Source organism: Brucella pituitosa (genome assembly GCF_003049685.1).
Taxonomy (GTDB): domain Bacteria; phylum Pseudomonadota; class Alphaproteobacteria; order Rhizobiales; family Rhizobiaceae; genus Brucella; species Brucella pituitosa.
Genome location: NZ_PYSY02000001.1, coordinates 723,478 through 738,226, shown reverse-complemented (window position 1 = coordinate 738,226; position 14,749 = coordinate 723,478). Strand labels below are relative to the sequence as shown.

The following is a 14,749-nucleotide window of genomic DNA, read 5'->3' as shown; positions in this document are numbered from 1 at the left end:
GCTGCTCTCTAGCTTGCTTCGCGCAACTGCTCTGCGGTTTGAAGATCAACCGAGACAAGCTGGCTCACACCCTGCTCGCCCATGGTCACGCCGAACAGGCGGTTCATACGGGCCATGGTGATCGGATTATGCGTGATAACAACGAAACGTGTTTCGGTTGAAGCCGCCATTTCATCCATCAGATTGCAGTAGCGCTCGACATTATGATCGTCGAGCGGTGCATCCACTTCGTCCAGCACACAGATTGGCGCTGGGTTGGTCAGGAACACGGCAAAGATCAGCGCCATGGCGGTTAGGGCCTGCTCACCACCTGATAGAAGGGTCATGGTCTGCGGCTTCTTGCCGGGAGGCCGAGCAAGGATTTCCAGCCCGGCATCAAGCGGGTCATCGCTTTCGATCAGCTGCAACTCTGCCGTTCCGCCACCAAAAAGATGCGTAAACAGGCGCTGGAACTGCACATTCACCACATCGAAAGCAGCCAACAGGCGCTCGCGACCTTCGCGGTTGAGGCTCTGGATCGCCTGACGCAGCTTCTTGATCGCTTCAATGACGTCTTCGCGCTCGGAGATGATCGCCTCAAGGCGAGCAGAAAGTTCCTGACTTTCCTCTTCCGCGCGCAGGTTGACTGCACCCAACCGTTCGCGCTCAATCCTGAGCCGCTCAAGCTGGCGTTCGAGCTGATCGGGATCGGGCATGCGATCTTCAGGCTTGAGACCCGTATGACGGATGGCATCATGCGGCGCGCAGTTAAGTGCTTCTGTGATGCGCGCTTCCGTATCTTTGCGGCGCTCCTCGGCAGCAGTCAGACGCTCTTCAGCACGTGCGCGTTGCTCACGGCTGGTTGCAAGTTGCTGGATCGCCAGTGTCGCAGCCTTGTCGAGTTCAGCCTGCACCGCCTCCGCCTCGGCCAAAACGTCGGCGGCCTGTTTGCGGCGCTCATCAGCTTCAGAAAGCTCATTAAGCAATGCGCGGCGACGGCTTTCAATCTCTTCCGGAGCTTCGGCCAGAACTTCCGCTTCATCGGCGGTTTCTGCCCGGCGATCATTCAAAGCCGCGATTTGTTGCTCTGCATTTTGCGCGCGTGATGCCCAGCTGCGCCGTTCCATGCCGATCATCGCCAACCGTCTTGCACGATTGTCTGCTTCGCGTCGCTGACCTTCATAGGCCGCCCGCGCTTCTGCCAACGTCACACGATCCGATTGTACTTCTGAAGTCAGAGCCGAATGACGCTCGCCGATTGCGTCCATATCCGGCATTTCGTTGAGTCGATCTTCGGCCTCAACCACACGAATTTGTGCTTCTTCAAGGCTTTCCTCAAGGCGTGATTTGGCTTCTTCGAGGCCTGCACGTTTGGTTGCCAGTTGCCCGGCAGCACGTTCAACAGCAGCCAGTGCTTCACGCGCTTCATCGAGCTTGCGCTGATGGGCACGCCAGGCGTCGCGCGCGACACGCTCATGTTCAACGGCTTCGCGTACGGCCATTTCAAGACGCTGCACGGCTTGCTCAACATCCTGCACACGGCGGGCAGCAGTAATTGCCTCCTGCTCGAGTTCGGCTAGCCGGTTCTTCTGCGCAAGCCGCTGTGCAGCCGGCGTTGGCGCATCGGCACTCGCCGTATAACCATCCCAGCGCCACAGAGCACCGGCTTTGCTCACCAGTCGCTGGCCGGGACGCAGAGATGCCTGCAGACGCGGGCCATCAATGTCCGAAACGACGCCCACCTGTGCCAATCTGCGGCGTAATTGCTGCGGACCTTCCACCAGACGATCAAGCGGCGTTGCTCCTGCTGGCAATGCCGGGTCTGTTTCCGAGGCCGGATTATAAGCCCAATAGACAGGTGCGTGATCATCGCTGGCCGCATCAAGGTCTTCACCAAGTGCTGCGCCAAGGGCTATTTCATACCCCTTCTCAACCCGTAATTCCTCAACAACAGGTGGAAACTGGCCCGTCTCACCGGCATTGAGAATGCGCGCCAGCGTTTGTGCTTCGGTCTCGATACGATTGAGTTCCGTGCGAGCTGCGTTCAACGGCTGGCGGCTCGCCGCTTCCTGTTCACGTGCAGCAATCACGAGTTCTTCGGCGGCGACCACAGCCTCTTCGGCAGCAGCCAGCGCTTCAGTCGCTCCTTCAACGAGAAGTCGCTTTTCAGAAGGATCAAACAGCCCGCCGATCTGCTCGGCAACCGCTGCGATATCACGCTCGATCATTTCCATCTGGTTTGCCAAACGGTCACGACGGCTTTGCGTTTCCTGCAATCCCCGCTCGATCTGTGTGCGTTCTGCAGCCGCTTCCGCCCGTTCCGCAGTTACACGAGCCAGCGCGTTTTCGCTGTCCTGCAGTCGGACTTCTGCTTCCTCAAAGATCGCGCGCAATTCTTCATCGCGCTCGCCAGATGCTTCATTCGAAGCAATCAGTTCCTGCTCTTCCTCATCAAGACGCGCCAGAATATCGGCGTTCTCACGCACCATCTGCTCTTCGCGGGCAATGTCAGCGGTCAACTGTTCGAGACGCTTCATAAGCTCGGTGCGGCGGGCGCGAATACGACCGTCTTCTTCATCAAGCTGCGTGCGAGCGATGGACAGGCGCTGCAAAGCGGCGGCGGCTTTGGCTTCCGCCTCGCGCATTTCGGGCAGTTTATGCGCACCAACGGCTTGGTCGCGCGCAGCATTCATTTGCGCCTGCGCCATGTCGCCAACAACTGACGTTGCCTGTGCAAGTGCGCTTTGCGCTTCGCCTTCCTGCGCTTTCGCCTGCGACCAGCGCAGATGAAGCAACGACGCCTCGGCGCGGCGGATATCAGCAGAAAGCGCTTTAAAGCGATTGGCCTGACGCGCCTGACGTTTCAGGCTTTCTATCTGGCTTCCAAGTTCACCCACCACGTCTTCGAGGCGCTCAAGATTGCCTTCGGCAGCACGAAGGCGCAATTCCGCTTCGTGACGGCGGGTATGCAGGCCAGAAATACCTGCTGCTTCTTCGAGCAACGCACGCCGCGCCTGTGGCTTGGCCTGAATAAGTTCACCGATACGGCCCTGTCCAACCATGGATGGCGAACGAGCACCGGTTGATTGATCGGCGAAGAGCAGCTGCACATCCTTGGCGCGCGCTTCCTTACCATTGATCCGATAGACGGAACCGGCTTCACGTTCAATGCGGCGAGAAACCTGCAACTCGTCCTGATCATTATAGGCAGCGGGCGCTGTGCGGTCGGAATTATCCAGAAAAAGGGTGACTTCCGCCGTATTGCGCGCAGGCCGCGTGGCGGAACCAGAGAAGATCACATCATCCATGCCGGAAGCGCGCATGTTCTTGTATGAGTTTTCACCCATCACCCAGCGCAGCGCTTCAACAAGGTTGGACTTACCGCAGCCATTCGGCCCGACAACGCCCGTCAGCCCACCTTCAATGACGAACTCCATCGGTTCGACGAAGGACTTGAAACCGACAAGGCGCAGCTTGGAGAAGCGCATCAGCAGGCTCCTCTCTCAGAAACGCAAAAAGCGGACGCAATGAAGCGTCCGCTTTTCTTGCCGAAAGGCGGCTTAGAGCAGCTTGTCAATGATTGCCGACATCTCGTCAACCGAAAGGGCTCCAGCGTATTTCTGTCCGTTGATGAAGAATGTTGGCGTGGCGTTCACGCCAAATTCCGTCGATCCACGTTCCATGGTCGCATTCACATCACCGAGAACTTGCTGGTTCGTCAAGCAAGCCTTGAACGACTCCTGTGTAAAACCTGCAAGTTTCGCAATTTGAAGCAGTGCAGCTTCGCCATCTGCAGCGCCAGCCCATTGCTGTTGCTGTTTGAAGAACACTTCGATCATTGGGAAGTAGCGGTCTTCCGGGGCGCAACGAGCCAGCATGAAAGCCGCAGTTGCGCGTGGATCAAATGGGAACTCGCGGAAGATCAGCTTCGCCTTGCCGGTATCAATGTACTTTTCCTTGATGGTCGGAAAAGTATTGACCGCAAAATCAGCACAATGCGAACAGGTCAGCGATGCATACTCAACGATCGTAACAGGCGCATCGGCCTTGCCATAAACCATGTCCTTGAGCTTGCCAGGTTCTGCAACCTTGGCAGCATCGACAGTGGCTTCAGCGCTGCGTGACTGTGCGCTCGCATTGCCGGCAAAAGCAAGTCCTGCGGCAGCTGCGCCAGCAAGAGAAATAACATGTCTGCGGTTAAGCGGTGCAGGCATACGAATCATCCAGTCCTGTTTAAATGTTGACGTTTAAGCACAATTTAGGGTCGCGGATCACTAATCACCAGCCCTGTTGTGATCAAATGCAGTTCAGCACCAATCTTGAATCAAATTTAAGGCAGATCGCTCACTTCTTCGTGGACCGTTTCTCTGCAAGAATATTTTTGCCGAGCCGTGCGAGGGCAGCGCGCAACGCATCGTCTTCGATCCCGTCTGTTGCTTTGTCTATCCGGCGTTCCTCGGATGGAGCCAAAGCCGCCAAACGTTTGGGACGACGTTTGAAATCAAGTGCGGGAGGTTTCTGCTCGATCTTGATGCGACCGATAGCGGAAAAGCCAAGAAATCCGTTTACACGGCTGATGATTTCACCCGTCTCATGCTGTATCTGCAAGGCTGCGAAACCTTCGCATGCAATAATTAAGGTAGCAGGACTAAAAGGATCGTCTTCGTGCAGCCTTCTTGGCCATAATATGCGCAAGGGACGAGACGACGCTCCGATTGCTGGGCCGACAATATCCTCCCAGGATTGCAGCAGAGAAAGATTGATACCAGCACGCTTCTGCAACATCGGGTCCATCAGACGCGACGTCATGTCAGCCAGCGGGCGAAAGCCCCGTTTTGATTTTGGTTCGCTCATCGCGTCCCATTATAACCCCGAAACCACTCAACAAACAAAGGGATACCTTCATCGAGCGTGGTTTGAGGGCTAAAACCGAGATCGCGGGTCGCGAGCGCTATGTCAGCATAAGTGCGCGGGACATCGGCTGCGGGCATTGGCTCCAGCTTGCGGACTGCCTCTTTACCGCAAGCTTTTTCAATGGCCGCGATGAAATCATTAAGCATGACCGGGCGGTTATTGCCTAGGTTGTAGACTGGCGCAGTTTGTTCAGGGTGTTCAAGAATGCGCTTTACCGCACCCAGTACGCCGCTCACGATATCATTGATGAAGGTGAAGTCGCGCTGCATTTCGCCATTATTGAAAACGCGGATCGGCTCCCCCTTGAGGATCGCCGAGGTGAAGAGCCATGGCGCCATATCCGGACGCCCAAATGGCCCATAGACGGTGAAAAAACGCAGTCCAGTCGAGTGCAGGCCATGAACATGCTTATAGGAGGAGGCCAGAAGCTCGCCTGAGCGTTTGGTCGCCGCATAAACCGAAACTGGATGATCCACTGGATCACTTTCGGAAAACGGGATTTTCTCATTCGCGCCATAGACCGACGACGAGCTGGCATAAACGACCGGCGGGCGTTTTTCGAGCTTTAGCGCCGTCTCGAAAACAGTAACCTGCCCCATGACATTTGCCGAGACATAGGCTGCAGGATTTTCGATGGAATAACGCACTCCAGCCTGCGCCGCGAGATGCACAATTACATCGGCATCACGATCAGCACCTACAGCTGCATTGAATACATCGGAATCAGAAATATCGGCCTGTGCAAAACGGAAACCATTACGCGCATTCAGCTTGGCGAGACGGGTTTCCTTGAGATCCACCTGATAATAATCGTTGAGATTATCGATGCCAATGACTTGCCAGCCTTCATCCAAAAGGCGCGCCGCAGTGTGAAAGCCGATGAAACCAGCGGCACCCGTCACGATTGCTTTCATAAAACCTAATTCCCGCGAATATAGTTTGAGAGGCCTGCTCGACGCAAAGCCATGATGCGACGTGATGAAGCTGCGTTTAGTGCCGCAATGAAGAACATTACCGAAGAAATAGTCACTTCATGCAAGAGCGGATTATGCAGCATGCCATAGCTTCCGGACACCACAGCGAAGTAAATCAAGGCGCGCCGCATTCCCCAGCTATCCGAATTCCGCCAGAGGTGCACAAAAATCGAAAGAAAGGCCGCAAACATGAAAAACAATCCGATAATGCCGTCATTCAGCAGTTCATCAAGGATCGTATTGTGAACATGTCGGAAACCATCGAGCATGGATGCCTGTTCGCCAGCCTGCGCACGAACGACATCCATTTTTGAATAGGAGCCAACGCCCGCTATGGGATTATGTTCAATGACTTTTACAGCATTCTTCCACATAACCTCACGGATATCTGCTGAGATTTTGTCTTCCCACTTGGAACTATCACCGCTGTCATAATATTCGACCATACCTGCAAAACGTTTGGAGATGATATCTCCTACCGGCCCTACGATCACGAGGGCAGCAAGCGCAGCCACAACTGCAGCGTATGCTGCTCCCTGCTGTCGTATGCTGAAGCGTTTGAGAAAAAGAATAATCTCAATGGCTGCGAAAATGGGCAAAACGACGATCACAGCGCGTGTCTCTGATGCAAGAACAGCAACGAGACCCAGTATCAGCCAGTGTGGCCCATTTGGAAGATAACGCGGCGGTTTACTAATGGGAATGGCTGCTGAGATTGCTGAGACGCCAGCAACAAATGCGAACACTGCCTCGTTTCCACCAACACCTATGCGACCACCTTGCGTCAATACAAGGTAAAGCACAGCGAACACAGCCATCACAACACCGACGCGTGCACCCAATACGTAGGCTCGCAAAGGATTGCGCACCAAAAGCATGCCCGGACCTGCAAATGCAAATATCGCGATGAGTAACGTATAACCAATCTGGCGGTTATTGCTGAAAGGCTCTCCCCTAAACAGAATAAGTCCTAATGACCAAGCTGCATACAGTAGAATGAATATATAGAATTTCTTTGCAAAAAGGCGGGTCGCCGCATGGCGAGCCAAACTAAGATAGATTCCAATACATGAAAACACGAAAAGAATGATTGGGCCCAATCCTAATCGGATAGGCATAGCGGCAGAAGCGGCACCAAGAACCCAATGGTCTATTCGCCGCCGTACAAGAAATGATTTTTTGAGAAAAGCCACTTACACCTCTTTTAGGCCACTTCGCCTGAGAGCGTATGCGATTCGCCTGACATAGTCAGTTGATCGAAAGAAAAGAGTAGTTAGTCTTTTGTATGCTGGCAGGCGTGCTTTGGCGTACCCTTTTCTACCTTGTGCAATCGTAGAGATCGCCACGTCAGAAAGAGCTATCACCGGTTTGTCGGTCGTGAAAATTTCATAGCTGCCTGCCCAACCGCGCTCTAAAGCAACATCATAGGGAAGGCACATCGGCTTGATCCCTGCAAGAAGGCGCCTGGCACCGTCTAATGTGACAATATAGGCAGCAGAACTACCTGATGGCCCATGTAGGCAACGCCCAATGGAAAAGCGCTTATCGACAGGACTAAACCCTCGGAAAGCCGCCGTACGATGGTTGACGAGTTTAATGACGTCCCATCCTTTCAATCTGCTCGCTTCGGTAATAAATGGCGTGAACTCAGGTGTGAATTCGACATCGTCTTCCACAATAACCGCAAAAGGCTCATCCGCAGCGATAATTGCCTCCAGTGCCCTGATGTGACTGAAATAGCAGCCGATTTCGGCAGGCAGTGCAATTTTTCCATGTCTACGACGAAAGCCAGCCTCGTCAAAATCCGCCAACTCGTCATCGGTCAGTAATTTACCTTCGACTGCCTCAACACGACGGACATCAACTGAAAACTTATTGGCGCTCGCTCGCAAAGCATCCCATCTGTCCTGGGAGCGTGCGAGATTGATGACATATACCGGGACAGAACTAGCCACGGATTCTCCTTATTTCACATCTGCTTCCCGCCTCACTGCCGTGAGATTTATCGCATGCGCATAAAAGCACAAGAAAGCGATGCTATGCATTAATTTCTATCAATTCTAAACAAAGGTCTTTAATCAGATTAGAGACAGTTTCCCAACGTTTAAATCATACCGATCAAATGCTCCACACTCCCGATACTACCAGAACTGCACAAATTCTTGACTGGTATGACCGGCATCACCGAATTCTACCGTGGCGTGTATCACCAGTTGAGCAATCGCGCGGCATGAATTCAGATCCTTACCGGGTGTGGCTCTCAGAAATAATGCTTCAACAAACCACTGTTGAAGCGGTCAAATCCTATTTCAGCAAATTTGTCGAACGCTGGCCGAACGTAGCGTCTATGGCTAAGGCAAGCGAAGACGATATTCTACGTGCGTGGGCCGGGCTCGGTTACTATTCACGTGCGCGCAATCTCAAAAAATGCGCCGACCTTATTGTCGCAAATTATGGTGGAAAGTTTCCCTCTACTGCGGTCGGCCTGAAAGAGCTTCCGGGTATCGGTGATTACACTTCAGCAGCCATCGCAGCTATCGCTTTCGGCGAACCTGCAGCAGTGGTCGATGGCAATGTTGAACGCGTAATTTCAAGATTATTTGCGATCGACACACCTCTACCCGCTGCCAAGACTGAGATTCGTGCCCGCATGGGCGAAATGACACCCGCCGACAGGCCAGGCGATTTTGCGCAAGCCATGATGGATCTCGGCGCAACTATTTGTACGCCGCGTCGTCCCGCCTGCGCAATTTGCCCAGTGAATGACAATTGTGAAGCGCTCGCTACCCGCGACCCGGAAGAGTTTCCCGTCAAGGCACCGAAGGCTCAAAAGCCAATAAGAACGGGTGCCGCTTTTATCGCAGTCGCAGACGACGGTTCAGTTTTGTTGCGTAAACGGCAACGCGAAGGCCTGCTTGCCGGAATGACGGAAGTACCGGGAAGCAGCTGGACCGCGCGCATCGACGGCGATTCCAGCATAGACGCCGCCCCATTTATCGCCCCTTGGGTGCCATCAGGCAGCATCACGCATGTGTTCACACATTTCGAATTGCGCCTCTCTGTCTATTCAGTCAGCAATATTGCCAAACACACGACCAATGATAGCTGGTGGTCCTCTCCTTCAGAATTAGAGGATGAAGCACTGCCAACCGTCATGAAAAAGGCCATCTCGGCCGCCATTCCAGATGCTTTCAAACGGGGGAGGAAAAGCCGTTGACCAGACCAGTCCAACACGTCGTCTTCGATATCGGCAAAGTGCTGCTGCATTATGATCCGGAGCTCGCTTACCTTGATGTGATCCCTGATGCCACCGAGCGCCGCTGGTTCCTGGAGAATATCTGCACCGGTGCCTGGAATATTGAGCAGGATCGCGGTCGCAGTTGGGAAGATGCCGAAGCACTGTTGATCTATGCCCATCCTGACCGCAGCGACCACATCCGTGCATTCCGCCAAAACTGGAACTTGATGGTACCGCATTCCTACGATGACAGCGTTGCGATCCTGCGAGGGCTTATTGCACAAGGCAATGACGTGACCATGCTCACAAATTTTGCTTCCGATACGCTGCGCGAAGCGCAAAGCCGCTTTCCGTTCCTCACTGAAAGCCGCGGCGTGACCGTTTCCGGCGATATTCACATGTTGAAACCGGACCGCGAAATCTACGACCATCATGTCGCGAGCTTTGATCTAGACCCAGCTGTAACGCTTTTCATCGACGATAGTCCCGCCAATGTCGAAGGTGCGAAGGCTGCGGGTTGGCAAGCCGTGCATTTCACTGGCGCACCCAAACTTGCAAACGATCTCAGAGGCCTGGGCCTCTCTTTCTGATCAAAACATCTCCGACAACGAAAAAGACCCCCGAAGCAATCCACTTCGGGGGTCTTTTCATCAGACTTTGTTGGAGGTCGTCCGATAGTAGTAGGCTATTTCCATTTCAGATTTACGCGCCTGCAGCTGCCATCTGATCACGAATAATCGTGCGCAGCTCATCAATTGGCTTCAAAACACCATTTTCTTCAAAGTGCCAGAACGTCCAGCCATTGCAGGCATCAAAGCCCTGCACCTTGGCACCAATACGGTGGATGGAACCGGCTTCGCCGTTGGCAGCCAAAGTACCGTCAGCCCGAACAATCGCAGCATGGCGGCGGCGCGCATCGGAAAGAACTGTGCCCGGACGCAGAAGGCCTGCTTCCATGATCGAGGTGAAAGCCACGCGTGGTTCCGCGCGCTTGCCTGTCATCACTGTAAGTTCGGCCTTGCCCAGTGGTTCAACCGCATCAATGCGTGCAGTTGCCGCATCGATATAGGTCTGCTCGCGTTCAATGCCGACAAAGTGACGGCCAAGACGCTTTGCAACGGCACCGGTCGTGCCTGAGCCAAAGAATGGATCAAGAATGACATCGCCCGGCTTGCTCGAAGCCATCATGATGCGAGCGAGCAATGCTTCCGGCTTTTGTGTTGGATGCACCTTGTCGCCGTTTTCATCTTTCAGACGTTCAGAACCCGTGCAGATAGGGAACAGCCAGTCAGAGCGCATCTGAACATCGTCATTGGCAGCTTTCATGGCATCGTAATTGAACGTGTAGCCTTTGCCCTTTGCATCACGCGAAGCCCAGATCAGTGTTTCATGCGCGTTCTGGAAACGGCGACCACGGAAGTTCGGCATCGGGTTGGTCTTGCGCCATACGATGTCGTTCAAGAGCCAGAAGCCGATGTCCTGCAGCTGCGTGCCGACGCGGAAAATATTGTGGTAGGAACCAATGACCCAGATAGTGCCATTTGGCTTCAGCACGCGGCGGCAAGCAAGCAGCCATGCGCGAGTGAAAGCATCATAGGCCTGGAAGCTTTCAAACTGATCCCAATGATCGTCAACAGCGCTAACCATTGTCTGATCAGGGCGGTGAAGATCGCCGCCAAGCTGGAGATTGTAAGGAGGGTCGGCAAAAATGACGTCCACCGAGTGATCCGGAAGGCGTTCCAGTGCAGAAACGCAATCACCCTTGATGATAGAGTCGAGCCAAGCGGTACGCGGGGCCTCAATAGGCAACTCATGTGCAAGACGTACTAGGGACATGGGATACTCGATTACCTGTGAACGCTAAAAACTTGTCCTTATGGTTACTGAGTAGGGTAAATATGCGGTTAACGCCAAGTGATTGAAATTGTAAATCTTTTCTTAATTCCCCTCTAAAAGCCCGTATTTCCGGCACTTTGTGCAACCAACTGGCTTTGACAGTTTTGTTCCAGCCATATTAAAGCCGTCAACAAATTGCAGTTCGAGGCTCTCAAATGGCGCAATCAATAAGGCTTGGTTATTCGTTTACCTCTATGATTGCGCTAACACCCTCAACTGATTTGCGTGTCCTTTTATGTGTCTGACATGAATATCAACGAACTGCGTCACAACCGGTATTTGCGGGTTCTTTTCGTACCCTTCCGCATGCGCGCACTGGTGCGTGGAAGTGAAATCGGCCTCGCCATTGCCGGCGTAGTCATCGGTATCATTTCAGCCCTTGCTGTCGCCGCCATTGGCGGCATTTCGCAATGGATGCATCAGGCGCTCTTCGGGCTCGCAGAGGGTGAGAGGCTTAGTTCTGCATCGCAACTTAATCCAAGCGCCTATATCGCGCCCCTGGCTGGCGGTATTCTTATGGGCGTTGTCATATGGATACTGGCACGCTGGCGCAAAAAGCCCATCGTCGACCCCATTGAAGCCAATGCGCTTCACGGCGGACACCTGTCGCTGACAGACAGTTTTATTCTTGTGGGACAGAACCTCATTTCTAATGGTTTTGGTGCCTCGGTCGGACTTGAGGCAGCTTATACGCAGCTGGCCAGTGGCTTTGCATCACGCATTGGTCGCGCGCTGAAACTACGGCGTGCCGATTTGCGCACTTTGGTCGGTTGCGGTGCTGCCGCAGCTATTGCAAGCGCGTTCAATGCGCCGCTTACGGGTGCGTTCTATGCATTTGAGCTGATCATCGGCGTTTACTCTATCGCAACGCTGGCACCGGTCGTGGTCGCAGCCATTGTCGGCATGCTGGTTACACAGGCGATTGGTGGAGCTCCATTCGTTATTCAAATCGGACCACTGGATGGTATTGCGGCGCGCGATTATGTACCTGCGCTGGTGCTTGGCTTTCTGGCGGCAGGTATCGCCATTCTCATCATGCGTGGTGTTACCACGGTTGAACGCATTGCACGAAAAAGCATCATACCGACTGTGATGGCTCCGGCTATCGGCGGTGCGATTGTCGGGATGATTGCTTTCGTTTCACCGCAGGTTCTGGCTTCCGGTCATGGCGCTTTGCATCTCGATCTGAATGCCAACCTAACCATTCCAGTGCTGCTGCTGCTGATTTTCAGCAAATCACTTGCCTCAGCGATTTCGATTGGTTCAGGCTTTCGTGGTGGCCTGTTCTTTGCCTCGCTGTTTCTCGGTGCGCTGACGGGCAAGCTTTTCGCAGCCGTGACAGGCATGGTTTTGCCACTTTCGCTGGAGCCGGAAGTCTACGCCGTGATCGGCATGAGTTCGATGGCGGTGGCCATTGTTGGTGGCCCTCTCACCATGGCTTTTCTCGCGCTTGAACTGACCGGCGATTTCCCGATTGCAATGCTGGTTCTGGGGGCCGTCGTTTCATCATCACTTATGGTCAGAAAGACTTTCGGCTACTCATTTGCAACATGGCGCTTCCACCTGCGTGGCGAAGCCATTCGCTCTGCGCACGATATCGGCTGGGTTCGCAATCTCACTGTCAACCGCATGATGCGCCACGACGTACGCACCGTCCTCATCGACACCGACATTGAAACGTTCCGTCACGACTTCCCGCTCGGTTCAACCCAGCGCGTTATCGCAGTGGATAACGAGGGGCACTATGTTGGTATGATCCCTGTCCCGGAAGCCTATTCGGAAAGTTTCGATACGACCGATGGAACTCGTGGCATCAGCGATCTGCTGCGCTATCAGGACCAGTTCCTGCTGCCACAGATGAATGCCAAGGAAGCCGTTGCGCGTTTTGACCGGGCAGAGGCCGAAGCACTCGCGGTCATCAACAACGCGCAGGAGCGTAAGGTGCTTGGGCTTTTAAGTGAAGCACACACGTTGCGTCGCTATAGCGAAGAGCTGGATCGCCGCAGACGTGAGGTTTCAGGGGAAGTGTAATACCAAAGTTCATTGAGTGAACTCATTGGACTTTGGTTAAGCCTGAGTGGCGCTTGAACTTTTGTCAAGGCGCGATGCGTTAGCATCTTAGCGCCTTTGTATGTGATTGAAAGATCGGGTGCTTACTGAGACGTGTCCGTTACGGGCTCGGTTCCACGGTTCTCAGGCGATACGCTGTAATAATAGGGTGTCGCAAGAATGAATGCCAGAACGACGACAATTGCGAGAATGAACAGCACAACAGACTTTCGCATAAACTTCTCCTTCACCAGAGGAAGGAAACGGTCGGCCCAGCATATCGTTCCGACACATACGGCAAGTTGAACGGCCATAATTTGACGCGCAAGTCATAAAAGTGTAGCTCATCGGCGGTATTTCGGCGGATAATCTCCCCCTCGTCTCCCAATAGTGCGTGGTTTGATCCGAGTGGACAAAATCAGCGTTCTAACATTCTGATGTAACGCGCATCTTACCCGAAAATCGTTTCACACTTCGGTATGCGCTCTAAAAGGCTTGTAAAATGGCGGCTCCTTCCCTGATTATTTTTGACTGCGATGGCGTATTGGTGGATTCGGAAGTCATCGCAGCGCAAGTCGATGCTGTTCTTCTGACAGAAGCCGGATATCCGATTGAAGCGGAAGAAGTAGGCGAGCGCTTCGCCGGCCTCACCTGGCAGGACATTCTTCTGACAGTGGAACGCGAAGCAGGCATTCCGATTTCCGCGTCTCTTCTCGACAAGTCGGAAAAACTGCTTGATGAGCGCTTGAAAAATGAGGTGCAGGCGATTGAAGATATCGTCGAGGTTGTTTCTGCACTTGGGCTACCAAAGTGCATTTGCTCGAACTCGACCAATGCACGCCTTGAACTCATGTTGAAACGCGTCGGTCTCTATGATCTTTTCGCGCCAAATATCTTCTCATCGCGCGAAGTAGGCACAAAAAAGCCGAAGCCTGCACCCGACGTTTTCCTCTATGCTGCAAAGCAATTTGGTGTCGATCCAGCGGATGTCATCGTGATTGAAGATTCAGCGCATGGCATTCATGGCGCGCGTGCAGCCGGAATGCGTGTTATCGGTTTTACCGGTGGCGCGCACACCTATCCCGGTCATGCCGACAAACTGACGGATGCAGGTGCTGAAACCGTGATCCATCGCCATAAGGATCTGCCGGGCGTAATCGAGGCCTTATCAATCTGGACCGACGCCTGAAGCTTGTGATTTCTCCCGAAACACACGCTTTCGGGAGAACTATCAATTAAAAAGCGCTGGTTCAGCGCTTTTTACTTCGCAATGCCAAAGCATCGAACAGTCAGGGCTCACCCTGCTGGCTTGCAATACAGCGCTACGCAGCGCTGCGCTTATTCTTGCTCTTCGCGGCAGCATTGAGTGTGGCGAGCAATTCTTCCGATTCGCTTTCGCTCAGACCAATCATCAACCTGTCGCCGATCGATGCGGGCTCGTCCGTCGTGACGTCGAAGATCGCCCAGGTGTCTGTCGGCTCAAGAACGCGTTCATATTTTGGTTTCATGGGCATAGACCAGAGCGGTTTCTATAAGCCGCCCTATCCTCTTGGTTCGTTGCAGTTTCAATCGGAGACGACCAGCCCTTCACCAGACACAATCATCCCTGCTGAAATTGTTGTAATGCAAACCTCTTGCTTTTCACTTCACAGAAGCAGTCTAATTTAATTAGAATCTTATAGATTTGTTCTATAGTTAA

At 53.5% G+C, this 14,749-nt stretch carries 13 protein-coding genes; 4 read left to right on the top strand and 9 right to left on the bottom strand.

Annotation, left to right across the window (positions count from 1 at the left end):
* Nucleotides 1-8: 8 nt before the first annotated feature.
* The 6 genes from smc to C9380_RS03510 all read right to left on the bottom strand — a co-directional run bounded on the left by smc (nt 9) and on the right by C9380_RS03510 (nt 7,822).
* Nucleotides 9-3,467, bottom strand: coding sequence for a chromosome segregation protein SMC (gene smc, locus C9380_RS03535; RefSeq protein ID WP_128092999.1), 3,459 nt, complete (start codon nt 3,465-3,467; stop codon nt 9-11).
* Nucleotides 3,468-3,539: 72 nt separating this feature from the next.
* Complete coding sequence (locus C9380_RS03530) at nt 3,540-4,193, bottom strand: DsbA family protein (RefSeq protein ID WP_024897222.1); 654 nt, start codon at nt 4,191-4,193, stop codon at nt 3,540-3,542.
* Between the two features lie 130 nt (nt 4,194-4,323).
* Complete coding sequence (locus C9380_RS03525) at nt 4,324-4,833, bottom strand: DUF721 domain-containing protein (protein ID WP_024897221.1); 510 nt, start codon at nt 4,831-4,833, stop codon at nt 4,324-4,326.
* On the bottom strand, nt 4,830-5,807 hold the full coding sequence (locus C9380_RS03520) for an SDR family NAD(P)-dependent oxidoreductase (RefSeq protein WP_128092998.1): 978 nt from the start codon (nt 5,805-5,807) through the stop codon (nt 4,830-4,832). The genes C9380_RS03525 and C9380_RS03520 overlap by 4 nt, the downstream gene beginning before the upstream one ends.
* Before the next feature lie 5 nt (nt 5,808-5,812).
* Nucleotides 5,813-7,060: an O-antigen ligase family protein gene (locus C9380_RS03515; RefSeq protein WP_100559528.1), complete on the bottom strand. Its 1,248-nt coding sequence runs from the start codon at nt 7,058-7,060 to the stop codon at nt 5,813-5,815.
* Complete coding sequence (locus C9380_RS03510; protein WP_128092997.1) at nt 7,061-7,822, bottom strand: glycosyltransferase family 25 protein; 762 nt, start codon at nt 7,820-7,822, stop codon at nt 7,061-7,063. It abuts the gene before it with no gap.
* Nucleotides 7,823-7,989: 167 nt separating this feature from the next.
* Between C9380_RS03510 and mutY the strand changes: the two genes are divergently transcribed.
* Both mutY and C9380_RS03500 read left to right on the top strand, forming a co-directional pair.
* Entirely contained in the window at nt 7,990-9,084 is a 1,095-nt protein-coding gene (gene mutY, locus C9380_RS03505; protein ID WP_128092996.1) for an A/G-specific adenine glycosylase, read from the top strand.
* Nucleotides 9,081-9,695 (top strand): HAD family hydrolase, encoded by a 615-nt coding sequence (locus C9380_RS03500; protein WP_100559533.1) that lies wholly within the window; start codon nt 9,081-9,083, stop codon nt 9,693-9,695. The genes mutY and C9380_RS03500 overlap by 4 nt, the downstream gene beginning before the upstream one ends.
* A 112-nt stretch (nt 9,696-9,807) precedes the next feature.
* On the opposite strand, the gene C9380_RS03495 is transcribed toward C9380_RS03500, so the two are convergent.
* A complete protein-coding gene (locus C9380_RS03495; protein ID WP_094541626.1) occupies nt 9,808-10,941 on the bottom strand; it encodes a site-specific DNA-methyltransferase in 1,134 nt (377 codons plus the stop codon).
* A 306-nt stretch (nt 10,942-11,247) separates the two neighbouring features.
* On the opposite strand from C9380_RS03495, the gene C9380_RS03490 reads away from it, so the two are divergent.
* A complete protein-coding gene (locus tag C9380_RS03490; RefSeq protein ID WP_128092995.1) occupies nt 11,248-13,032 on the top strand; it encodes a chloride channel protein in 1,785 nt (594 codons plus the stop codon).
* Between the two features lie 122 nt (nt 13,033-13,154).
* On the opposite strand, the gene C9380_RS28320 is transcribed toward C9380_RS03490, so the two are convergent.
* Nucleotides 13,155-13,286 (bottom strand): hypothetical protein, encoded by a 132-nt coding sequence (locus tag C9380_RS28320; RefSeq protein ID WP_268877364.1) that lies wholly within the window; start codon nt 13,284-13,286, stop codon nt 13,155-13,157.
* A 266-nt stretch (nt 13,287-13,552) separates the two neighbouring features.
* Here C9380_RS28320 and C9380_RS03485 point away from each other — a divergent pair, with 266 nt between their 5' ends.
* Nucleotides 13,553-14,239 (top strand): HAD family hydrolase, encoded by a 687-nt coding sequence (locus C9380_RS03485; protein WP_095446207.1) that lies wholly within the window; start codon nt 13,553-13,555, stop codon nt 14,237-14,239.
* Between the two features lie 133 nt (nt 14,240-14,372).
* Here the strand turns inward: C9380_RS03485 and C9380_RS03480 are convergent, their stop codons facing one another.
* Nucleotides 14,373-14,558 (bottom strand): hypothetical protein, encoded by a 186-nt coding sequence (locus C9380_RS03480; RefSeq protein ID WP_100559535.1) that lies wholly within the window; start codon nt 14,556-14,558, stop codon nt 14,373-14,375.
* Between the last annotated feature and the right edge of the window lie 191 nt (nt 14,559-14,749).

Bases quoted from the DNA above. Each gene is read 5' to 3' on its own strand.
- smc (WP_128092999.1), bottom strand. From the start codon at position 3,467: ATGCGCTTCTCCAAGCTGCGCCTTGTCGGTTTCAAGTCCTTCGTCGAA.
- C9380_RS03530 (WP_024897222.1), bottom strand. From the start codon at position 4,193: ATGCCTGCACCGCTTAACCGCAGACATGTTATTTCTCTTGCTGGCGCA.
- C9380_RS03525 (WP_024897221.1), bottom strand. From the start codon at position 4,833: ATGAGCGAACCAAAATCAAAACGGGGCTTTCGCCCGCTGGCTGACATG.
- C9380_RS03520 (WP_128092998.1), bottom strand. From the start codon at position 5,807: ATGAAAGCAATCGTGACGGGTGCCGCTGGTTTCATCGGCTTTCACACT.
- mutY (WP_128092996.1), top strand. From the start codon at position 7,990: ATGCTCCACACTCCCGATACTACCAGAACTGCACAAATTCTTGACTGG.
- C9380_RS03495 (WP_094541626.1), bottom strand. From the start codon at position 10,941: ATGTCCCTAGTACGTCTTGCACATGAGTTGCCTATTGAGGCCCCGCGT.
- C9380_RS03490 (WP_128092995.1), top strand. From the start codon at position 11,248: ATGAATATCAACGAACTGCGTCACAACCGGTATTTGCGGGTTCTTTTC.
- C9380_RS28320 (WP_268877364.1), bottom strand. From the start codon at position 13,286: ATGCGAAAGTCTGTTGTGCTGTTCATTCTCGCAATTGTCGTCGTTCTG.
- C9380_RS03485 (WP_095446207.1), top strand. From the start codon at position 13,553: ATGGCGGCTCCTTCCCTGATTATTTTTGACTGCGATGGCGTATTGGTG.
- C9380_RS03480 (WP_100559535.1), bottom strand. From the start codon at position 14,558: ATGAAACCAAAATATGAACGCGTTCTTGAGCCGACAGACACCTGGGCG.